Here is a 21,727-nt window from a genome sequence, read left to right as displayed (position 1 = left end):
AGGTGATCGCGTTCAACCTGTGGGAGCGAGCCTGCTCGCGAATAGAGCGCGCAGCGCTCGCCTTTACTACGCCGCTTTCTTCGGCTCGCGAATCTTGTACCAGGCCACATACAGCGCCGGCAAAAACAGCAGCGTCAGCAAGGTGGCGATGACGATCCCGCCGATCATGGCGTAGGCCATCGGCCCCCAGAACACTTCCCGGGCAATCGGGATCATGCCCATGCTCGCCGCTGCCGCGGTCAGCAGGATCGGCCGACGCCGATGCTCGGTGGCCTGCACCACCGAGTCCCACGGCGTATAACCCTTCTGCTCGTACTCCTCGATCTGGGTCACCAGGATCACCGAGTTACGGATGATGATACCGATCAGCGCCAGAATACCGAGGATCGCCACGAAGCCCATGGGCGTACCCGTAGGCACCAGCGCAAGCACCACGCCGATCAGCCCCAGCGGCGCGACGCTGGCCACCAGGAACAGCTTCTGCACGCTGTGCAACTGGATCATCAGGAAGGTCGCCATCAAAAACAGCATCAGCGGCACAACCTTGGCAATCGGCCCCTGGGCCTTGCCGCTTTCCTCCACCGTACCACCGGTGGCGACCTTGTAGCCCGCCGGCAATTTGGCCGCGAAATCGTCGATGGACGGCTTGAGGATTTTCACCAGGTCCGTCGGCTGGATGTCATCGCGTATCGCCGCCTTGATGGTGATGGTCGGCAGGCGATCGCGACGCCACACCAGCGGCTGCTCCAGTTCGTAGCGCACCGTGGCGAACGCCAGCAGCGGAATCGACGTGCCGCCAGGCGTGACGATTTGCAGGTTCTGCAGGGTTTCCGGCGTTCCGCGCTCGGAATCCACCGCACGCCCGACCACGTTGATCAGATAGATGTCGTCATCGACCTGGGTCACCGTCTGGCCGCTGACGATGCTGTTCATCAGGTTGGCCACATCCTCGGAAGACAACCCCAACTGCCGCGCCTTGTCCTGGGCGATGTCGATGCGCAGGACTTTGCCCGGTTCGTTCCAGTCGTAGATGATCTCGCCGATGTGCGGATTCTTGTCCAGCTCGGTGGCCAGGTCGATGGCATGTCGGCGCACCTGATCGATGTCCTTGCCGCTGACCCGGTACTGGATCGGACGCCCTACCGGCGGGCCCATTTCCAGTGCATGGACATAACCGCCGATGCCGACGAAGTCGTTGCGCAAGCGCTCGCTAAGCTTGTGCATCATGGCCTCGCGGGTATGGCCTTTGCTGACGATCACCAACTGCGCGTAGAACGGGTTTTGCAGTTGCTGGTCCAGTGGCAGATAGAAACGGATGGCGCCCTGACCGATGTAGGTGCTCCAGCGCACGATGTCCGGATCGTCCTTGAGCGTGGCTTCGAGTCGATCGACGGCCCGGCGGGTTTCGTCGATCGAGGCGTTTTGCGGCAGGTTCAGATCCACGAGGATTTCCGGCCGGTCCGACGACGGGAAGAACTGGTTCTGCACGTAGCGCATGCCAAACACCGCCAGCACAAAGCACAGTACGGTGACGCCAATGGCCCACCAGCGATTGCGCATGCACCACAGCAGCCCGCCATTGAACGCCTTGCCGATACGCCCCGGCTCGCCTTCATGGGGTTTCACGTTGGCACTGAGGATGTGCACGCCGATCACCGGCGCAAACAGCACGGCCACCACCCACGACACCAGCATCGCACAGGCAATCACCGCGAACAGGGTGTAGGTGTACTCGCCGGCGGAGCTGGCGTTCAGGCCGATCGGCACGAAGCCCGCCACCGTGACCAGCGTACCGGTGAGCATCGGGAACGCCGTGGAGGTATAGGCGAAGGTCGCCGCCTGCTCCTTGGTCTCGCCCATTTCCAGGCGCGTGACCATCATCTCCACGGTGATCATCGCATCGTCCACCAGCAGGCCGAGGGCGATGATCAGGGCACCGAGGGAAATCCGCTGCATGGTGATGCCGCTGTATTCCATGAACACGAACACCATCGCCAGCACCAGCGGGATCGAGCACGCCACCACCAGCCCGGCGCGCACGCCCAGGCTGACGAAGCTGACCAGCAGCACGATCACCACAGCTTCGAACAAGGCACTGGTAAAGCCGCCGACGGCTTCTTCCACCACCACGGCTTGGTCGGAGACGTTATAGATGCCGACCCCCACCGGCAGGTCGGCGGTCAACTGATCGATACGGGTGTGCAAAGCCTTGCCGAACGCCTGGACGTTGCCACCGGTCTGCATGGCAATCGCCAGGCCGATGGCCGGTTTGCCGTTGAAGCGGAATTCCGGCGAGGACGGATCGACATAGCCGCGACTGATTTCGGCAATGTCGGCCAGACGATAGTAGCGGTCGTTGAGCTTGAGGTTGACCTCGGCCAGGTCTTTCTCCGAAGCGAATTTCCCTGAAGTTCGCACCGAAATCCGCTCCGGCCCGGCTTCGATGACACCCGCCGGGGTCACGGCGTTCTGCGATTGCAGGCTCTGCACCACCTGACGCTCATCGATGCCCAGCGCGGCGAGTTTGCGCGTGGAGAAGTTCAGGTACAGCACTTCGTCCTGCTGGCCGACCATTTCGATCTTGCCCAGCCCCGGCACGCCGCGAATTTCCATGCGGGCCTGTTCCACGTAATCGCGCAACTGGCGCATGGTCAGGCCGTCGGCGGTGAAGGCGTAGACCGACCCGAAGACGTCACCGAACTCATCGTTGAACGACGGCCCCTGTATGCCTTGTGGGAACTGGTATTTGATGTCGGCGATCTTTTTGCGCACCTGGTACCAGATTTCCGGGATGTCCTTGGCACTGGTAGTGTCGCGCAGATATACGTACACCGTGGACTCACCGGGGCGCGTGTAGCTTTTCACGTAGTCGAGAGAATCCAGCTCTTCGAGCTTTTTCTCGATCCGGTCGGTGATCTGCTTGAGGGTTTCCTCCTGGTTCGCCCCCGGCCATTTGCTCTGGATCACCATGGTCTTGATGGTGAACGAAGGGTCTTCTTCGCGACCCAGGTTGAAGTACGAGAACACACCCATCAGCAACGCGACGAACATCAGATACCAGATGAACGACTGATGCTTGAGGGCCCATTCCGAGAGGTTGAAAGGCCCTTTCATTGACTGTCCTCGTCGATTTTCACTTGTTGCCCCGGTTTGAGGCTGTTGACTCCGGCACTGACCACTCGCTCGCCGTTCTTCACGCCGCCGGCCAGCACCACGGTGTTGCCGGTGCGGCTGATCACGGTGATGTCACGGGGGGAGACGGTTTTGCTCTGCGCATCGATCACCCAGATGCGCGGCTTGCCATCCACCTCCTGCAGCGCGGTCACAGGCAACTCGATGCGCGGCTTGATCGCCGAGCTCAAGGTGACGCTGATTGCCGTGCCCAAACGAAAGCCGGCTGGCGTTTCGGCCAGGGTCAGGCGGGCGCGACGGGTGCGCGTGGCGCTTTGAGCCTGAGGTTCGATTTCGCGGATGACAGCCGTGGTGTTGATGCTCGGATCAAGTTGCGCAGCGACCAGAAACACCACGTCTTTGGGCAATTGATCGACCAGGGTATCGGGCAGGTCGATCACCGCTTCCTTGATGTCCGGTTGTGCCAGGGTCACCACTTGCTGACCGGCCGAGACCACTTGCCCGGCCTCGGCGCTCCACGCGGTGACCACGGCTTTATGATCGGCGCGCAACTCGGTGTAGCCCAGTTGGTCCTTGCTCTGGTCGACGGCTGCCCGGGCCTGATCGAGGGAGGCCTGGGTGGTTTTCAGGTCAGTGTTGGCCGCATCGAGTTGCGCTTGCGCGCCAACCCCGCGGTCAAACAAGGCTTGCTGACGCTGGGCAGTGGCCTTGGCGTTGATCAGTTGCGCCTGGATCTTCGACAGGTCGCCCTGAGCCGAGCGCAATTGGTTCTGCTGATCGGAAGGATCGAGGGTGGCAAGCAACGTGCCCTTCTCGACCTCGGCACCGACATCGACGTTACGGCTGGCGATTCGCCCGCCCACGCGGAACCCGGTATTGCTTTCATAGCGAGCCTGGATACTGCCGGCGAAGCGGCCCAGGTCCTCTTCGTTCAAGGTCTGCACCTTGATCGACAGCACCGGCCGTACCGGTGCCGGCGGTGGTTCGCTTTTGGAACAGGCGCTCAGCACCAGCCCGATGGACAACGCCCATAAAGGCTTCATGGCTTGGCTCCCCAGGTCAGATCCTTGTAAGTGTTTTCGGCAATCTCGACTTCCATGTCCGGGTGCAACAACTGCCCGCCTGCGACGATGACTTTATCCCCTTCCTTCAACCCGTCGCTGATGATGACCTTGCCGGTCAGGTAGCGGCCGACCGTCACCGTATGCAGTTGGGCCTTGCCCTTGTCGTCGACAATCCAGACCGCAGGTTTACTGATGTTCTTGGTCAACGCCGACCACGGCAGCTCGATGGCCGCCTTGCCCGAGCCCTGGGCCGTGGCACTCACCACCGAGCCCAACTGCATGCCTTCAGGCAGCTTGTCGAGGCCGACCTTGACCTGCACGGTGCCCGATTGCGCCGACACCGACGGGGTGACTTCACGTACGGTGCCAGTGGTTTTGATGGCGGGATTGTCGACCAGACTCAGGACAATGGTCTGATCCTTAGGCTTATGGGCCAGCAGCGATTCATAGACGTTGAACACGGCATCCCGGTCGCCGTCCCGGGCCAGGCTGAAGACCGGCATCGTCGCCTGCACTACCTGGCCGACTTCCGCCTGGCGTTCGGTAATGATCCCCGGCGCATCGGCAACCAGCGCCGTATAGCTCAACTGATCCCTGGCATTGGCCAGCTGCGCCTGGGCAGCGCTCAAGGCGCTCTGGCTGCTGTTCAAGGCCGCCTGGGCCGAGTCATATTCGCTCTGGCTGGTGTAGCCCTTGGGCAGGAGTTTTTGCTGACGCACGAACGCCGCCGCACTCTGCTTCACTCGCGCCTGTTCGGCGACCACTTGTGCCTGGGCAGAATCGACACTGGCCTGCAGATCCTTGGGATCGAGCCGGGCGAGCACTTGCTTGGCGGTCACGCGATCTCCGACGTCCACCGAACGCTGGATGATCTTGCCGCCCACACGGAAAGACAGCTCCGTCTGTACCCGCGCCTGGATATCGCCTGTGAGGGTGACCGAAGCGGCGTAATCCGTTGGCTTGACGACTTGTACGAACACCCGCGGCAGGTATTCCTGCACGGGCTTTTTCTCCTCGCACGCCGTTAGCAGGGTGACGACACTCAAGGCCATTACTACTTTCAGTCCGGGAACCGCCATGCAAACTCCTTGGCCTTTTTTATGGACAACTCGACAGAGAGCTTAGAACAGGATTTCAACCTTGCACGTTCGTCTTATGAAGAAAAAATTCGCCGCGCTTTACCCCTGAAACACTTGCCATAGACACCTGCGCATGCCTGACAATGACCCCCGGTCGACCCTCTCAGGAACCCACATGCTCAACACGCTCGCAGTGGCCAATTACCGCTCGATCAACAAACTGGTGATCCCGCTGGGCCGACTGAATCTGATCACCGGGCCCAACGGCAGCGGCAAATCCAACCTGTACCGTGCGCTGCGCCTGCTGGCGGAGACCGCCCACGGCGGGGTGGTCAATGCCCTGGCCCGTGAAGGCGGGCTGGATTCAACCTTCTGGGCCGGCCCGGAAACCCTCTCCCGGCGCATGCGCACGGGCGAAGTCGCCATCGAACCCAGCGTGCGCCAAGGCGTCAAACGCCTGCGCCTGGGGTTTGCAGCAGAGGATTTCGGCTACTCGATCAGCCTCGGCCTGCCCGATTCCAATGGCCACTTCATGCTGCCCGGGCGCAGCACGCCGATACCGTCTTATTTCAGCCTCGACCCGCAGATCAAACGCGAATGCCTGTGGGCAGGCGCGTTCTATCGTCCGGCCAGTCTGCTGGTCGATCGTGACGGCCCGATGATCCGTGCCCGCGCCGATCGTCGCTGGGATGTGCTGGCGCAACACACGCCAACGTTCGACAGCCTGTTCGATCAGGTCGGCAGCCTGCGCAGCTCTCCGGAAGTGCTGGAGATGCGCGAGTTCATCCGCCGTTGGCGCTTTTACGATCACTTTCGCAGCGATGCCGACGCCCCGGCGCGTCAACCGCAACTGGGCACCCGCACGCCGGTGCTGCATCACGACGGGCGCGATCTGGCGGCGGCCTTGCAGACGATCATCGAAATCGGTGATCCGGACGCTTTGCGGGCTGCGATCAGCGATGCGTTTCCCGGTGCACGACTGCACATCGAACCGCTGGCCGGCGGACGCTTTGCCATCGAGTTCTATCAGGAAGGATTGTTGCGCCCGCTGTCGGCGGCGGAGTTGTCAGACGGGACGTTGCGTTACCTGCTGCTGGTGGCGGCGCTGCTGACGCCCCGGCCGCCGACGCTGATGGTGCTGAACGAACCGGAAACCAGCCTGCACCCGGATCTGCTGCCGGCGTTGGCGCGCTTGATCATCCGTGCATCGGAGCAGTGCCAGGTGTGGGTGGTGTCCCATGCCCGGCGCTTGATTTCGGCTTTGCAGGAAGATCCGGAATGCAATTGCATCGTGCTGGAGAAGAATCTCGGGCAGACCGGGATTGTCGGGCAGCGGATGCTGGATGAGCCGGCGTGGTATTGGCCGGATTGAACGGCGCGTGATTTGACGGGAGATGGAAGACGTCTATTTTCCCTTGAACCGTAGGAAGGATCTTTTTTTCGAAACGCAGCTCCAAGGACGAACCACTTTTGGCCAGACTCCCGGCCACAATCTCACAAGGACGAGAACATGGCAGACGTACAACCGCCGCAACGGCTGGATCCGCAGGACATTCTGAAACTCTTGATCGCCTTGCGCAGGGCCTTGGAGGCCAAGGTAGCCTGACCTGACCCTGTGGGAGCGAGCCTGCTCGCGAAGGCGGCGTATCAGCAAACATCAGTGTCGATTGACACGCCCTCTTCGCGAGCAGGCTCGCTTGTATGTTTAGACTTGAAGGGGTGGGCGGGACTAAAAGCTCGATTCCGACTCTAGCCAGTACGGACCGTGGGAGACTTCTCGTTCCGCCCTTTCTACCTAAAGCGCCGATAAGGAATTCATCGGTTAATACCGACGATAGAGGCAAGCCAGCGCTACGGTAGACCCCGACAAGCACTTAAACCCTAGCTCCGAGGATTCGTCATGACAATCCTTACCTCGCCAACGGTGGTTGGTGTCGATGTGGCCAAGGCAGAAATCGTCGTTTACCGCGAAGATCTGAAAATCACTCAGTTCATCAACAACGATCGCACAGCTATTGGGCGCTGGCTCAAATCCCTGCCGGCGCAAAGCTCGATTGCCTTGGAAGCCACCAGTCTCTACCACCTGGATACCGCTGAACTGGCCCATGGCATGGGGCACCGAGTTTACGTTGTGGACCCTTATCGGGTGAGCCACTACCGCGAAAGCATTGGCCAGCGAGCAAAAACCGACCCCTGTGATGCGCGTTTGCTGGCACGTTACCTGACCAGTGAGCAGGATCGGCTTCGCATCTGGAATCCACCTCCGAAGCTCTACACCGTGTTGAAAAGCCTCCTCAACAAACGTGCAGAACTGATGAAAGCCCGGGTTAGCATCATGCTGAGTTGGTCGAGTGAGCCCCTTCTCAAAGACCTTCTGGCCCAAGAGCTGGAGCACTTCAAACAGACTGATCAGGCTATTCAGAAATTGCTGCGCAAAGCCAGCCAAGAGGCCGGGATCACCGAAAACATCAGGCGTTGTCAAGCGATTGAAGGGATTGGCGAACTCACGGCCACCGGTCTGGCAGCCACTTTTATGCGTGGTCAATTCGCCAGTGCCGATGCGTTTATTGCCTTTTTGGGAATGGACCTGAGGCCGAAGGACTCAGGAAAGAAGCACAGTCCGCGCCACTTGAGCAAAAAAGGCGATGGGGAGCTGCGGCGTCTTGCGCACAATGCAGCAATGGCGGCTTGCCGGTCTCCCGTCTGGAAACCGCTCTATGAGTCTTACTTGGCAAGAGGCCTGGCCAGAACTCAGGCTCTGGTCATCCTCGCCCGCAAGCTCTGCCGGGTGGCATTCGCCCTCATGAAAAATCAGAGCGAATACCAGCCAAATTTAAGGCTGCAGGGTTCCCCTGCAACATAGAATCTCCCACATGCAATGTGCACACGCAAAAAAACGCCGACGCTATTGCTAGCCGCCGGCGTTTGAAACCTTGAATGGGTTTACTTCGCGAATCAGAACGCCGGCAATACCGCGCCGCTGTACTTCTTCTCGATGAAGGCTTTCACTTCCGGGCTGGTCAGAGCCTTGGCCAGTTTCTGGATGGCAACGCTGTCCTTGTTGTCCGGACGAGCCACCAGGAAGTTCACGTAAGGCGAATCGGCGCCTTCGATCACCAGCGCGTCTTTAGCCGGGTTCAGACCCGCTTCCAGCGCGTAGTTGGTGTTGATCATGTCCAGGTCGACCTGATCCAGCACACGCGGCAGCATGGCCGATTCAAGCTCCTTGAACTTGAAGTTGTGCGGGTTCTTGGCGATGTCTTTCGGCGTGGCCAGGGCGTTTTTCGGGTCTTTGAGCTCGATCAGCCCAGCCTTCTGCAGCAGGATCAGAGCACGGCCGCTGTTGCTGCCTTCGTTCGGGATGGCGATGGTCGCGCCGTCTTTCAGCTCAGCCAGGGTTTTGACTTTCTTCGAGTAGCCGCCGAAAGGTTCGACGTGCACACCGATCACGGTTTCCAGGTGGGTGCCTTTGCCTTCGTTGAAGCTCTTGAGGTACGGCAGGGTCTGGAAGTAGTTGGCGTCCAGGCGCTTCTGGTCGACCTGCACGTTCGGCTGAACGTAGTCGGTGAAGACTTTGATTTCCAGGTCCACGCCTTCTTTGGCGAGGGTTGGCTTGATCAGCTCAAGAATCTCGGCGTGTGGAACCGGGGTTGCCGCAACCACCAGTTTCTCGCCAGCCTGGGCCAGACCCGCAGTCAGGGCAGCCGCCAGTGCGGTGAACAACAGAACCTTTTTCATGCAGTGTCCTTATCGAAAATCGCAATCGCTTGTGGCGACGGCTTGAAAATGAGAGTGCCAGTGAAGTGCTATCGCTGGCGTGAAGCGGACAATACCGGGATTTTTTATTCCAGAACAATAACTTTTATTCTGATTGATATTCCATTTTGAAAGCATGAATAGCTATGGTCATCATTGCTCAACTGCCACGCAGTGTGACGATCTGTTCGCCAATCTCATGGGTGAATGACTCCAGTGCGTCCATCACACCGTCCCGCAACTTTTGAGCACTGAAGTCCTCGGCCAGTGATGGCCAGCGATTTTGTAGAAATGCATCGGCTTTGGCTGCGTACTTTTCAGAATTCGCAACCAAGAACGCTGATGTGGCAGCGATACTCCCCCCACTGATTACCGTTTTTGCCGTCAGCACGTTATTGAGCCGGCCCTGCAATTTGACTGTGCTTCTCAATGCCTCATTTGCCGTAGAAGCAGCAGCATATAGACGCCGCCCCACTGCCACGCGCGCAACGCCTTGCTGTGCAGTCACTACGTCCGCCAGGGCGCCCACACTTTTCGTCAACGCAAAGCCAATGCCTTTACTGCCAATTTTTGCAACCGCGGTGGCCCCGAGCGACACCACGCCCAGCGCTATCGACGAGTAGGTCAATATCTGGGCGCCAACGGTATCCGGAGCCAGTTCTTCGACAACCGCCGATGCGATTGAAACCGTCGCGGAAATGACCTCCAGTGTTAACAAGGCGAAGGCATTGGCCGAGATCGGCACGAGTGGCGCGGTTGCGCCCATGGTAACGACCGTCAGGGCAATCGCGGCGGCGGCCAGGGCAGCGGTCACACCGATTTTCACCCACCCCAGGGTCGAGATATGCCCGGTGGGGTCCTTGAGATTGATCGGGTCTCCCAGACAATAGGCATAGGCATTGATGCCGCCACCCTCGAAGGGGCTCCAACTGTCGGGGCTGTGAAATCGCATCAATCGGGGGTTGTAGGCCCGATAACCCCTGCCGAGCAGATAACACCCGGTTGAAGGGTCCAGTCGCTCACCCTGAAACCCCAGCAGGGCGCCAAGTCCGCTTGATGCTGGGCGATCACCATAAGGAACATAGGACAAAACAGATTCGTCTTGAGATCCGAGGCGCGCAAGGGCCGTGCCCTGACCATCCGTGACAAACAAGACGACGTCGTCACCTTGCTGCTCGGCCAAGAAACTGCCATCGCCTGCCAACAGGCTGCGTCGGTGGTTGCCCGCGACTTCGCTGCAAAGCGCATGCTCACTATAGAAAAACCTGATCAGCTCTCCGGATTCGGTGGCCACCGCATGCAATTGATCTTCGCCATCGAATTGGTAATTCGCACGACCGCCATCGCTGGCCCCACTTTCGAGCCGACTCAGAGTGTCATACCTGAACGTGCGCCCTTGATCATCATTGAGCAGATTGCCGTTGGCATCGTAGTCGAAGCTCACTTGCCCGGGTTGATAGTGCGCGTGACTGTGAGTCAGCGAACTCAACTGGGTTTTGTCAGGGCGATCATAAGAAAACCTGCACAGGTTCTCCTCTCCATCGAAACCTGTACGCACCGTCAACAGGTTATCGAGGTAGTCGTAGGTGAATTCCTGGAAATCAATACGTTTTCCCCAGGCATCGGTCGGTGCCTGCGTGCCTTCGCAGCCATAGCGTTTCAGGCGCCCGCGCCTGTCGTAGGCGAAGGTTTCTGTACGTGATTGCGCACCGGACACCAACGATCGCTGCTGAAGTTTGTCATCGGCCCCAAACACATGAAGGATTTCCAGGCGAGATCCGTCGCCGAACTGCGAAACACGCTGGATCTCACGACCGAATGCATCGTGAGTCAAGGTGGTCGTCAGCGAACGTTTCGCGGCAGTGTCCTCGACACTCAATGTCAGCAATTGGCCCTGGGCACCGTAGACGTACTTCGCCAGAACCGGCCCCTGCCGAACTTCTACGGGACGCGCCGCAGCGTCATAGACATAGGTAGTTTCTACATCGTTAACATCGGTGAAGCTGATGGGCAGCCCATTTAATGAGCGGGTAGTGGTGGTGCCGAAGCAGCCTTCGCTGGAGATCCACTCCTGGGACTTCTCTTTGCCTGACCTGGTGTACTCAACCCGGCGCTGGATGGCAGGGCTGGAGGTTTCGACGAGTTGCCCGGTCAATGGATCAAATCGATATCTGGCTGATTGAGCGTGGCTGCCCATCCGCTCGGTCACTGCTCCATTGAGCATGGGATCAAGGGCAAACCTGAAAATATCGCCCGCCGCCGTCACTTGCTGCAAAGCTTGAGCGCCCCCACCCTCATAGGCCTTTGTTTCGGTTCTGCCGCCGACGGTCGTACGGGTGGCACGCAACAAACCGTCATAGGTCCGGGTGCCCAACACGTAGTCATCGGCACTGATTTCGATCGGATGGTCACCTGTTCTCAGAGGGTCATACTTTTTTTTTATCGAAGTACCATCCGGCAGAATCGTTTCGATCAAACGACCGAAAAGGTCATAACGGAAGCTCGTTTCGAAACCTGCCTCGTTGGTTTGCGTCAGGCAACGCCCAAGTCCGTCGTAGGAAAAAGACGCGGTAATCGTGACCACACCTTCTGAGTCGATGCGTTCTTCCCGATCTGGCTTACCGAACGCGTTCAACACGGAACGGGTTTTTCCAGCACCGTCGCACCAGCGTGTTCGAGTCAATGAAACCGGGTCAAACACATCGTTCACCCCGACACCATCAGGACCTACCGTTCTATATACGCGCCCCCAGCCGTCGTGGCTGTAGGTCGTGATTGCCGCAGTGGCCTTGCCATCGAACCAGTCCTGGCTGACTTCGCTTACCAGTCGACCAAAATTGTCGTAGTGCGCCTCATAGCTCAGACGCATTGGCTTGTCGGGTGAATCGACATCCTGAACTTTGACTTTGATCGTACGCCCGACCCCGTCGAGCCAAATCTTGCTCAGCACACCCCGTATGCTGGTGATGCCGACGGTTGCACCGTCCTCTGGCTGGCTTTCACCGTAGAATTCGGTGATGCGTGACGCGATATCCGTTCCATCGAATGCCGCCGTCTCGCGAACAACGCGGTTCAGATTGTCGTACTTCTTCACCAACTCATTGCCGGCCCCATCCCGAGCCTTGACTTCTTGTCCGATCAATCGGTCATGCCAAACTTTGCGATCATGCCTTTCATTCCCCACATGCAATTGTTGAAGGGTTTCCACCCGATCTTCATCAATTGAATATTTGAATTCGAGACGGCGATTGCCATTGTGCTCGGCTTGCGAGCGACTCTTGAGGCGTCCGTAGAAGGCATCACTGGCATCATCGATGTACTCGAATCGAGTATCCACGCTTGGTTTTGTATTCCCGCCTTCAAACAGCTTTTCGCTTTGAAGCAACAAAAACCGATGACCGCCCTCGCGCATGGACGGCAAGTCAATGTAGGAAAAACGGGCAATGATCGTCGGCGCCGGGGCAAATTCAGGTGACGGCGTGACCGACCGCTCCTTCAATGCCGTGATGAAACCCAGTGGGTTGGGGGGGCAACCCTCGGCACCCTCTGCCGGATAATAGACATAAGTCTCCCGGGCTCCACTCGGATTGATCTGCGTTAGCAGATTGCCGAATTCATCATAGGTCGTATGGGTGGTTTCGGTTCGGGGCGCGGTGTTCGTAGAAGTATCGACATAACTGACGACAGATGTTTTCTGCAGTTGGAAATTAGCGGGCTGATCGGAGAAGTCCAGACCGTCAACATCGTGATAGGCAGTCGTTCTTTGCTGCACCTTCGCGTTGGAAACGGACTTTTCCGAAATCATCAGGTGGAAGCGGTTGTAGGTTCTTTCGATGCGACTCAGTTCAACGGTCTTGTCGCCCTCACCCGCAACCAGGCGTTCGGTGCAGGAGTAAGTGTAAGGCCCTTTGTGCCCATGTAGATGGTCCCCGTCCTGCGCCCAGCGAAGTCCCGATTGATAACCGAGGAAATTTTTGTCGGAGTATTCGTAGACGCGGGTGATCGTCGGCAACCCTGCACCTGGCGTCAAAACACTGCGCCGGACTGCCGGCAAAGCCTTGATTGGCGCCCCGAGTGGCAACCGATGCTTTTGAGGAGTGTACTCAATTCTCTCGACACTTCCGCCAGGCGCGCGGACATCCGTCATGACCAGAAAACCATCAACTAGTTGGTAATCGAATGACCATGCAAGATGCTCGGCGGGCCCGTGGTCAAGGGTTATCCGCCGGAGCCACCCATCGCGAACCCGTAAAACAAACTTCAAGCGTCTTTGCGGATGATCAGGCCATACGGTGATGCTGGCGGGTTGATCTTTCGTTTCATAACTCAGGGCCACGATGCGGTGTTGCTGATCGTGAATTTCGTGCAGGACGCGGCGACCCCGTACCAACATGTATCTCAGACTGATCGAGCGCCCTTCGTTGGAGTAAACATGTTCGGGCAACCATTCGTCATACGTTTCATCCGGCCTGACCAACCTCTCGATCAGACCGTTTTTATGGCTGACAACCAGATTGTCACCGTCGAGCGTAACCCAAGTGTCTTGAAGCTTTTTATCCTTGACGACGAGCCGCCCTCGGCTGATGTAGACACGATAAGAAACTCCGCTTGCAAGGGTCAGCTTACGGGTCTTCTTGTTGTAGGAACTCAAACCCAATGACCAACCGCGTCCCCAGCCGAGATCTGTTGAGCGGAAACTATCGAATGAAATACCAAGGGATATCTGCGGACCGTTGAGATTGTTAGCCATCCAGCCAGCGAGATTAATGCTGGTGCTGTAAGAGCCGGTACGGACATCAACTCCAGACTGGATAAATTCAGAAAAATTGAACGCGTTTGATTCCACTTCTGACACTGCTGTACTCATCATCACTCCTTGATTCTGCAAATACAGTAAAGTTAAACAACTTCAATCATCGAAGGATTGCCGGCATTCATTGCGACATCAACTTCATGCCTATTTCCATACATATCCCGAACAAGTATTTTCACCAATAAATTATCATACCGGATCTGGGAATTTCCGCCTTTTCTGGCAAAATGCATCAACAGAGTAACTTTGCCTTGCTCTTCATGCTTGACCGCAATCGTATCGACTGTTTCCCACGGTATTTCATGCCAATGATTAACTTTGACCCCATTAAAATATCCAACGGCGTAATACCCTAGATAGTCGGAGTTTTCACTACGTGCATGCAATACGCCGGTAAGCGTGCAACTGACGAATTTTATATTGTGCTGATCAACCAACAGGTCCAGAACATATCGATCAACCTTGGCAACGTCCTCTGTCGGTTCCCAGTTGCTGGATAGACGTTTAACCCTGAACTGTTCTTTTCGATAGATCGGCGGTGGAACGGTCCTCAGGCTTATTTCACCGAATTCCGAGGTTTCTTCCGAATAGAATGCCTCCCCGTCCGAGCGGGTAATGGCTGCAATCAGCTTGATGGATTCGGGAGAGTTGCTGCTGACGTAGAACTCCTTGAGAAAGATGCCTTTTCCCCGCAAAACCGGACCATGCAGTTCACCCGAGTAAGGAAACGACTGGAATGACAAGTTTCGTTCCAGAGAGCACTTCCACACCGGCCCCTCGCCGTCTCGAATAGTGTCTATCGGCAGGGCTTTGCCGGAATAGGCATCCAGCAGTTGAATGCTGTCGAACTCGACATTGGAAATTTCTACGACCTTTTGCCCATCGTCTACAGCTTGCACAACCACTATCAATTTCAGTTGCTGAACCCCATTGGCGTAAATTACATTGCCACCTGAAGTTGAGAAGACTTGAAATCGTTTGAAGTCTACCCACTCAGGAAAACCAGACTCATGAGAAGACATGGGCGCCATCCCCGGATCAGCAGGCATATAACCATCGGCAAGTTCATTGGCATCTTTAAATTCATCGCCGGCACTCGGGACCATCGCAGCATTATTTTCAACAAGCCTCACAGAAAATTCCTTTTTCATATGACGTTTAACAATTACGGGCATCAATTACACCCAGGAGAAATTAAAAAATACGTCAAAGCTCATCAGCCTGCAAAATGCAAAATTGTTACAGTCACACTGCACACATTACAAAATATAACAGCAAGGATCAGCCAAAAAAGAAAACCAAGCAACTATCAATTGCCTGGCTTCGCGATAAAAACAATCAATTAGATTATATATTGACGCTTGTGAAATATTTTTTCAGCGCCTGGACTTCAGCGAAATCGCCATATTGAACAAGTTGATCTATCCATCCTTGTATGAGGACCGCAGATGGCCGGGCAACCGACAGATTCAAATGTTCAGGCAAGATTTCGTCACCAGTACTGACCAGCAATGCAAAGTGAATGACGTTCTCCAGCTCCCTGGTATTGCCCGGCCAACTGTGACGCTCCAGCACAAGCTGCGCCGCTTCACTGATCAGCGGCACCGGCAAGTCGAGGCGCTGGCTGTAGATGCCGAGGAAGTATTCGGCCAGCGAGAGGATGTCACCCGTGCGCTCGCGCAGTGCCGGCAGTTCGAGCTGGCCTTCGCTGAGGTAGTGATAGAGCCGTTCATGGAATTTTCCGGCGGCAACCGCCTGGGCCAGATCGATGCTGGTGGCCGCCACCAGACGCACATCCACCGGGCTCGGCTGATGTGCGCCAACGCGGGTGACTTCATGGTTCTCCAGGGCGGCGAGCAGTTTGATCTGGATCGGCAGCGGCAGGTCGCCGATTTCGTCCAGGTACAGCGTGCCGCCATTGGCCGAGCCGAACCAGCCGGCACGACTGCTCGCTGAACCGCTGTAACTGCCCGCGGCGTAGCCAAACAACTCGGCGTCGGCATAGGTCGGGCTGATGGCGCCGCAGTTGACCGAGACGAATAACCCGCCGCGATCACTGGCGCGGTGGATATGCCGGGCCAGCAATTCCTTGCCGGTGCCGGTTTCGCCACGGATCAGCACTGACACTGAACGCGTGGCCAGTTGTTCAAGGTCTTCGCGTAATTGCCGTGAACGCGGATCGACAAACACCAACGCCTTGGCGCGGATGCTCAGGGGACTTTTCTCGGCATCGGGAAAGGTCAGCAGCGGCTGACCGAAGGTTTCAAAGCTCATGGCAGACTCCCGCCCAAACCGCCGGGAGACGGAGGCGTTAAATAAGGAAAATGTTCAAGCGCGGCGCAGGGCGTGGTGTTCCATGCGGTTTTGCAGGCGATAGAGATAGGCAAAACCCTGCTCCCAGCGCTGGTGGCCGGACTTCACGTTGATATGCCCCGCCCCCGCCAGAATCCCCGCCTCGGCACCCCAGTTGCGCGCCAGCTCCAGGGCTCGCGGTGCACTGACGGCGCTGTCGTTGTCAGAGCTGACGACCTGGCTCGGGAATGGCAGCAGATCCGTCGGGATCGGCGCGAAATTGCGCAAGGCCGGCGCGCACGCCGGGCGTTCGACGTCCGCCGGTGCGACCAGCAAGGCACCGCGCACCTGACGCAAAAACTGCACAGGCGCGGTGGCCGCCCAATGAGCAACGGTGATGCAACCCAGGCTGTGGGCAATCAGGATGACCGGCGTGCTGTCGGCGGCAATCGCCTCGGCCAGCGCCGCGACCCAGTCTTCACGGCGTGGCGTCAGCCAGTCGGCCTGCTCCACCCGTGCGCTGTTCGGCAGGCTGTTCTGCCAGTGGCTTTGCCAATGATCTTCTGGCGATCCTTGCCAGCCCGGCACAATCAGGTAGCGAATTGATTCGTTGCGCATGGGGAAGCTCTCCTGCGTGTCTGTTCCCGGTCGAGTATAGGGAGTCGAGATATATCCGTTAAGGAATAAGAAGCTATTTATTAAGACCTATATCGAATATTAAACAAATCCCCTGTAGGAGCGAGCCTGCTCGCGATAGGGCCCGAACATTCAACATCGATGTCGTTTGATCCACCGCCATCGCGAGCAGGCTCGCTCCCACAGGGAACAGTGCTTCCGAGAAAATCGAGGCAAAAAAAGGGGCCGCACCCTGCCAAGGAGACGGCCCCGGAAAACGAAAATCCGTTAACGCGCAGTAATCACCGACAGCTTGGTAATCCCGGCCCGCTCGATCGACGCCATGGCCCGCGCCACTTCGCCGTAATTCACACCATCGTCCGCCTGCAACTGCACGCGCACCTCGGGGTCCTTGGCCTTCGCCGACTTGAGGTTGAACTCCAGCAGATCCGGCTGTATCTCGTCCTTGTTGATAAACAGCTTGCCGGCACCGTCGATGCTCACCACCAACGGGTCTTTCTGCTCCACCGGCGCCACCGCCTCGGTCTTGGGCAGGTTGATCGGAATCGCGTTGGTCAGCAGCGGTGCCGTGACAATGAACACCACCAGCAGCACCAGCATCACATCCACCAGCGGCGTCACGTTGATCTCACTGAGCACCTCATCAGTGTCTTGCGTGGAGAAGGCCATATCAGGACGCCTCCTTCACTTTCTGCGCGCTGCCCTGGGCTGCCACCTTGTGCGCCGTCGGGTGGATCAGCACACGGAACGAACTCTTCTGCGCCAGGCTGTAGAAGTCATGGGCGAAGTCATCCAGGTCCGCCGCCGTCAGTTTCAAACGGCGCAAAAAATAGTTGTAAACCAGCACCGCCGGCACCGCGACGGCGATCCCCACGCCGGTGGCGACCAGCGCCGCACCAATCGGCCCGGCGACCGTTTCCAGGCTGGCCGAGCCCGCCGCGCTGATACCCTTCAACGCTTCCATGATTCCCCACACCGTGCCGAACAAACCAATGAACGGCGAGGTGCTGCCAATGCTCGCGAGCACCGCCAACCCGGTTTCCAGCGACCGGCGCTCGCGCACGATCTGCTGGCGCAAGGCACGCTCCAGACGATCCTGATGATTGATCGCCTGGCTCAGGTCCGCCGCCTGTGGCGCCTCGCCCACCTGGATTGCCGCATAACCAGCCTGCGCAACCCGGGCTGCCGCTCCGGGCCGGGTTTCGCTCAGCTCGGCCGCCGAGTCGAGACTCGAAGCGGCCCAGAACTGTTGATGAAACTTTCGATCCTGTGCCTTGAGGCGACCGAACTGCACGCCCTTGAGCAATGCCAAACCCCAGGTCGCGACGGAAAAAACCACCAGCAGCCAGATCACCGCGCTTTCGATGGATTCAAGTGGAGATGCCAGTAACGTCATGGTGTATTCCTCGTGTAAACGTTTCGCGCGAATTTGGTTTCGGTTTAATGAATCTTGAAATCGATGGGCACGCTGACCCAGCCGTCCTGTTCGACATCGCCTTGCTTGGCTGGCACGAAACTCCAGCGTTTCACCGCATTCAGCGCCGCTTCGTCCAGCGCATCGCGACCGCTGCTTTTCTGGATCTGGATCTCGCCGGGCTTGCCGCTGGCCAGCACATGCACGCGCAACAACACCGAGCCTTCCCAACCGCGACGCTGGGCCAGCGACGGGTATTCCGGCGCCGGGTTTTTCAAATAGCCAGCCGTGGCTGAGGCCGGTGTCACAGGCGCGGGCGCCGGCGGTGCAGTTGGCGCCGGGGCCGCAACAGGCGCTGCCGGTTTCACTGACGCGGGTGGTTGCTCGACAGCCTTTGGCGCTGGTTTCGCTACCGGTTTGGCAACAGGCTTGGGTTTGGGCACCGGCTTCGGTGGCGGAGGCTTCACGGCCAGCTCGTCTTCCACCGGCGGTGGCGGCTCAACCACTGGCTGCACAGGTTGCGGTGGCGCAGGCGTAACCACCGGTGGCGCCGGACGCGAAAACTCGATGGTCATCGGCGGAATCTGCGGCGGCACGACAGGCAGCACTGCGGTCGGCTGTTGATTGACCCAGTAAATCACCGCGCCATGCACCAGCAACGCCAACACTCCGAACAGGATCGTCTCCCGTCGACTCAAGATGCCCTTGGGCGCGCGCTGCAAACGCAACTGGCCCAAGGGCACCCGGTGCGGTCGACCGAGGTCGACCAGTTCACCACCGGGTGCCTGGCGCCACAGCACTTCATGTGCACTGACGGCGGTCTGGACATTGCCCATTGCTTCACTCCCTGCGGTCTCTTTGCGGATAACCCGAAACGTCGTGTGAACATCCCCCCGACGACATCCCGGTGGAGAAATCATTGGCTGGAACGCTTAGTTCTTAAAAGTAATTTTTCATGACTTATTTAGATCAAAAAAACATATACGAAACCCGTCGATCAGTGCCAGATCCCGCTATTCAAGGGCTCTGGCCCGATGGCGAAAAACCGATGCCTTGCCTGCATTGAAAATATTCATCCAAGGCATGCTTTTCAGCCGTCAGAAGTCGTATCGACCGGTCACGCCCAGCGTTCGTGGTGTGCCGAGCAGGCCTTCATAACCGCCATTCGCGGCCGCCCACAGCGTCGTGTAGTAGGTTTTGTCGAAGGCGTTTTTCAGCCACAACGAAACGTCCCACTGCCCCTGGTTGAAGTCGCCGCGCAGGCCGGTGGACAGGTTGACCAGCGCATAACTCGGGATCTGGCCGAAGTCGGAATCTTCCACCGTGCCCACCGCTTTGGAGCGGAACGCATAGCTGGCGGTGACGTACTCCTCGAAGCCGTTGCTCAGGTTCCACTTGTATTCGCCGTTGGCGTTGCCGATCCATTTCGAAGCCCCCACCACTTGATGCCCGGTGAGGTCGCAGGATGCCGGAGCGCCTGGTGCCAGGCTGACTTCCGGCGGGCACGGCGCATCCTTGTACGAGAGGTAGCTGACATCGTTGTACGAGCCATTGATGTTCAGCGTCAGGCCGCGCAACGGGATCAGGGTGCTTTCCAGTTCCACGCCACGGGAGCGCACCGAGCCAGCGTTGGTCAGGAACTGCACACGATTGACCTCGTCGAACGCGTTGGTCTGATAGCCGTTGACCTGGGTCCAGAACACGTTGGCATTCAGTAGCAGGCGACGGTCCCACAGGGTGCTCTTGAAACCGAGTTCGGCGTTGTTGGCGCGCTCGGTGCCGATCAGCAGCGAATCGGGGCCGGCCACAAGCGCCGTACCGACAGCCAGATTGACCCCACCGGATTTTTCGCCATGGGACAACGTGGCATAGGTGAGCAGGTCTTCGGTGAGGTGGTAGCTGAGGTTCAACAGGCCCGAGGGACTGGCGCTGTACTGGTTCAGATCGCCGGAATCGAAGGCCCCCGCACGAGCGCGTCGTGCCGCGGCCGCCGCACCGGTGACCGCGACACCGCCGGCAGGTGCATCACGGGTCACTTGGGCGTTTTTCTCTTCATAAGTGCCGCGCAGACCGGCGGTGAAATCCAGGCGCTCGGTCAGGTGCCAGGTGCCTTGGGCGAAAAGCGCGAAGCTGTTGGTTTCGATATGACCGTTGCCGATGCTGTCGACATTGTTCAGTGCACCGTTGGGGGTGCCGTTCCAGATGTCCGCTTGCGGGCCATTGAAGGTGAAGGATTTGTTGTCCAGGTCGGAACCGAAGTAATAGGCGCCGAGCACGTAATCGAAGAATCCGCCGGTGGGCGAGGCCAGGCGAAATTCCTGGGAATACTGCTTGTCCTCAACCGAAACACCGGCGTTGAAGAAGGCTGACACGTTCAGGCCATCATCATTGCGCGGGGTGAAATTCCACCAGCGATAGGAGCTGATGGACGTCAGGGTGAAGTCGCTCGGCAGCGCCCAGTTCGCCTCGACCGAGGTGCCGCCCTGATGCACGGTGACGTGCTGGTCATTGTTCAGGTTGACCTTGCGGTGCGTGCCGTCAACCAGTGTCGCGCCCGCCGCATCGGCCCGGCGCTGGTAAAGGTTGACGCCATTGATGGTCGGCCCGGTGTTGAACAGCACACGGGTGCCGGCGCTGGAGTCTTCTTCGTTGTAGTCGCCGATCCAGCGCAGATTGAACGCTTCGTTCGGCTTGAAAAGCAACTGGGCGCGAAAGCCGTCGCGGGAGCCACCGTTGAGGTCATGGCCGTCGAATTCGTTCTTGATGTCGCCGTCGCTACGTGTGCGATACGCAGAGAAACGTCCGGCCAGCTCGTCGTTCAGCGGCCCGGAAATCGTGCCCTTGGTCTGGAAATAACCGTCCTCGCCCACCGACGATTCGATGCTGCGCTCAGGGGTAAAGGTCGGCGCGCGGGTGCTGATGTTGATCACGCCGGCGGTGGTGTTCTTGCCGAACAAGGTGCCTTGCGGACCACGCAACACTTCGAGCTGCTCGATGTCCATCAGGTCGAACACCGCCATGCCCGGCCGGCCGAGGTAAACGTTGTCGAGGTACAAGCCGACACTGCCTTCCAGGCCATCGCTGGCCGGGTTGTTGCCCAAGCCACGGATCGACACGCTGGACTGGCGCGCATGCATGTAGGCGACGTTGACGCTGGGCACCAGTTGCTGCAAATCCTGGATGCGATAGACCCGCTGGATTTCCAGCGTCTGGCCACTGACCACACTCATGGGCGTCGGCACATCCTGCGAGCTTTCTTCGCGGCGGCGCGTAGTGACCGTCACGGTTTCCAGTTGCGTATTGTCGGCCGTGGCGGTTTTTGCGGAGGGGGTTTCAGGGGTGGTGCTGTCGGCCGCATAGCCTTGGGTCCAGCCGGCGCTTCCTGCCAGTAACAGGGCCAGAGGCAGGCGCTTGAGCCGTTGGGGTGATGAGGTTTGAGCGAAGTGCAACGGACTCATAAGGCGGGGTTCCCGATCAAAAGAAATGCTTTATTGCTTGCCAGGCCGCCATCGCGGGCAAGCCCGCTCCCACAGGGATCTCC

14 protein-coding genes are annotated in these 21,727 nt (G+C 58.4%); 2 read left to right on the top strand and 12 right to left on the bottom strand.

Annotated features, from left to right (window positions below; translation table 11 throughout):
- Window positions 1–66: 66 nt before the first annotated feature.
- The 3 genes from ACEN8E_RS00455 to ACEN8E_RS00445 are packed head-to-tail and all read right to left on the bottom strand — an operon-like array spanning window position 67 to window position 5,275.
- Window positions 67–3,114, bottom strand: a complete 3,048-nt coding sequence (locus ACEN8E_RS00455) for an efflux RND transporter permease subunit (RefSeq protein ID WP_495590997.1) — start codon at window positions 3,112–3,114, stop codon at window positions 67–69.
- The gene (locus ACEN8E_RS00450; protein ID WP_495590996.1) at window positions 3,111–4,175 is read right to left on the bottom strand and encodes an efflux RND transporter periplasmic adaptor subunit; all 1,065 of its coding nucleotides are present in this window, start codon (window positions 4,173–4,175) and stop codon (window positions 3,111–3,113) included. Before ACEN8E_RS00450 ends, ACEN8E_RS00455 begins: the two co-directional genes overlap by 4 nt.
- Entirely contained in the window at window positions 4,172–5,275 is a 1,104-nt protein-coding gene (locus tag ACEN8E_RS00445) for an efflux RND transporter periplasmic adaptor subunit (protein ID WP_429369898.1), read from the bottom strand. Before ACEN8E_RS00445 ends, ACEN8E_RS00450 begins: the two co-directional genes overlap by 4 nt.
- Before the next feature lie 175 nt (window positions 5,276–5,450).
- Here ACEN8E_RS00445 and ACEN8E_RS00440 point away from each other — a divergent pair, with 175 nt between their 5' ends.
- Entirely contained in the window at window positions 5,451–6,647 is a 1,197-nt protein-coding gene (locus tag ACEN8E_RS00440; RefSeq protein ID WP_495590995.1) for an AAA family ATPase, read from the top strand.
- 528 nt (window positions 6,648–7,175) lie between these two features.
- Window positions 7,176–8,138 carry an IS110 family transposase gene (locus ACEN8E_RS00435; RefSeq protein WP_495589505.1) on the top strand — a complete coding sequence of 321 codons (963 nt, stop codon included), beginning with the start codon at window positions 7,176–7,178 and terminating at the stop codon, window positions 8,136–8,138.
- A gap of 92 nt (window positions 8,139–8,230) precedes the next feature.
- Here the strand turns inward: ACEN8E_RS00435 and ACEN8E_RS00430 are convergent, their stop codons facing one another.
- From ACEN8E_RS00430 to ACEN8E_RS00390, 9 genes are all read right to left on the bottom strand, one after another.
- Window positions 8,231–9,013: a MetQ/NlpA family ABC transporter substrate-binding protein gene (locus ACEN8E_RS00430; protein WP_007972924.1), complete on the bottom strand. Its 783-nt coding sequence runs from the start codon at window positions 9,011–9,013 to the stop codon at window positions 8,231–8,233.
- 178 nt (window positions 9,014–9,191) lie between these two features.
- Window positions 9,192–13,898, bottom strand: coding sequence for an RHS repeat domain-containing protein (locus tag ACEN8E_RS00425; protein WP_495590994.1), 4,707 nt, complete (start codon window positions 13,896–13,898; stop codon window positions 9,192–9,194).
- 32 nt (window positions 13,899–13,930) lie between these two features.
- On the bottom strand, window positions 13,931–15,019 hold the full coding sequence (locus tag ACEN8E_RS00420) for a hypothetical protein (RefSeq protein WP_495590993.1): 1,089 nt from the start codon (window positions 15,017–15,019) through the stop codon (window positions 13,931–13,933).
- Window positions 15,020–15,191: 172 nt separating this feature from the next.
- Window positions 15,192–16,118, bottom strand: a complete 927-nt coding sequence (locus tag ACEN8E_RS00415; RefSeq protein ID WP_495590992.1) for a sigma 54-interacting transcriptional regulator — start codon at window positions 16,116–16,118, stop codon at window positions 15,192–15,194.
- Window positions 16,119–16,172: 54 nt separating this feature from the next.
- Window positions 16,173–16,754, bottom strand: coding sequence for an alpha/beta hydrolase (locus ACEN8E_RS00410; RefSeq protein WP_007972928.1), 582 nt, complete (start codon window positions 16,752–16,754; stop codon window positions 16,173–16,175).
- Between the two features lie 285 nt (window positions 16,755–17,039).
- Window positions 17,040–17,441, bottom strand: coding sequence for an ExbD/TolR family protein (locus ACEN8E_RS00405; protein ID WP_007972930.1), 402 nt, complete (start codon window positions 17,439–17,441; stop codon window positions 17,040–17,042).
- Between the two features lies 1 nt (window position 17,442).
- Entirely contained in the window at window positions 17,443–18,168 is a 726-nt protein-coding gene (locus tag ACEN8E_RS00400; RefSeq protein ID WP_495590991.1) for a MotA/TolQ/ExbB proton channel family protein, read from the bottom strand.
- A 44-nt stretch (window positions 18,169–18,212) separates the two neighbouring features.
- Window positions 18,213–19,022, bottom strand: a complete 810-nt coding sequence (locus ACEN8E_RS00395) for an energy transducer TonB (protein WP_495590990.1) — start codon at window positions 19,020–19,022, stop codon at window positions 18,213–18,215.
- Window positions 19,023–19,283: 261 nt separating this feature from the next.
- Complete coding sequence (locus tag ACEN8E_RS00390; protein ID WP_495590989.1) at window positions 19,284–21,644, bottom strand: TonB-dependent receptor; 2,361 nt, start codon at window positions 21,642–21,644, stop codon at window positions 19,284–19,286.
- Between the last annotated feature and the right edge of the window lie 83 nt (window positions 21,645–21,727).

It is taken from the genome of Pseudomonas sp. Pseusp9 (assembly GCF_059491265.1).
The sequence above is the reverse complement of the archived record's forward strand: the minus strand, read 5'-3'. Positions and strand labels throughout refer to the sequence as shown.

What these genes read in the sequence shown, in the direction of transcription:
- ACEN8E_RS00455 (WP_495590997.1), bottom strand. Translation starts at nt 3,114, where the DNA reads ATGAAAGGGCCTTTCAACCTCTCGGAATGGGCCCTCAAGCATCAGTCG.
- ACEN8E_RS00450 (WP_495590996.1), bottom strand. Translation starts at nt 4,175, where the DNA reads ATGAAGCCTTTATGGGCGTTGTCCATCGGGCTGGTGCTGAGCGCCTGT.
- ACEN8E_RS00445 (WP_429369898.1), bottom strand. Translation starts at nt 5,275, where the DNA reads ATGGCGGTTCCCGGACTGAAAGTAGTAATGGCCTTGAGTGTCGTCACC.
- ACEN8E_RS00440 (WP_495590995.1), top strand. Translation starts at nt 5,451, where the DNA reads ATGCTCAACACGCTCGCAGTGGCCAATTACCGCTCGATCAACAAACTG.
- ACEN8E_RS00435 (WP_495589505.1), top strand. Translation starts at nt 7,176, where the DNA reads ATGACAATCCTTACCTCGCCAACGGTGGTTGGTGTCGATGTGGCCAAG.
- ACEN8E_RS00430 (WP_007972924.1), bottom strand. Translation starts at nt 9,013, where the DNA reads ATGAAAAAGGTTCTGTTGTTCACCGCACTGGCGGCTGCCCTGACTGCG.
- ACEN8E_RS00425 (WP_495590994.1), bottom strand. Translation starts at nt 13,898, where the DNA reads ATGAGTACAGCAGTGTCAGAAGTGGAATCAAACGCGTTCAATTTTTCT.
- ACEN8E_RS00420 (WP_495590993.1), bottom strand. Translation starts at nt 15,019, where the DNA reads ATGCCCGTAATTGTTAAACGTCATATGAAAAAGGAATTTTCTGTGAGG.
- ACEN8E_RS00415 (WP_495590992.1), bottom strand. Translation starts at nt 16,118, where the DNA reads ATGAGCTTTGAAACCTTCGGTCAGCCGCTGCTGACCTTTCCCGATGCC.
- ACEN8E_RS00410 (WP_007972928.1), bottom strand. Translation starts at nt 16,754, where the DNA reads ATGCGCAACGAATCAATTCGCTACCTGATTGTGCCGGGCTGGCAAGGA.
- ACEN8E_RS00405 (WP_007972930.1), bottom strand. Translation starts at nt 17,441, where the DNA reads ATGGCCTTCTCCACGCAAGACACTGATGAGGTGCTCAGTGAGATCAAC.
- ACEN8E_RS00400 (WP_495590991.1), bottom strand. Translation starts at nt 18,168, where the DNA reads ATGACGTTACTGGCATCTCCACTTGAATCCATCGAAAGCGCGGTGATC.
- ACEN8E_RS00395 (WP_495590990.1), bottom strand. Translation starts at nt 19,022, where the DNA reads ATGGGCAATGTCCAGACCGCCGTCAGTGCACATGAAGTGCTGTGGCGC.
- ACEN8E_RS00390 (WP_495590989.1), bottom strand. Translation starts at nt 21,644, where the DNA reads ATGAGTCCGTTGCACTTCGCTCAAACCTCATCACCCCAACGGCTCAAG.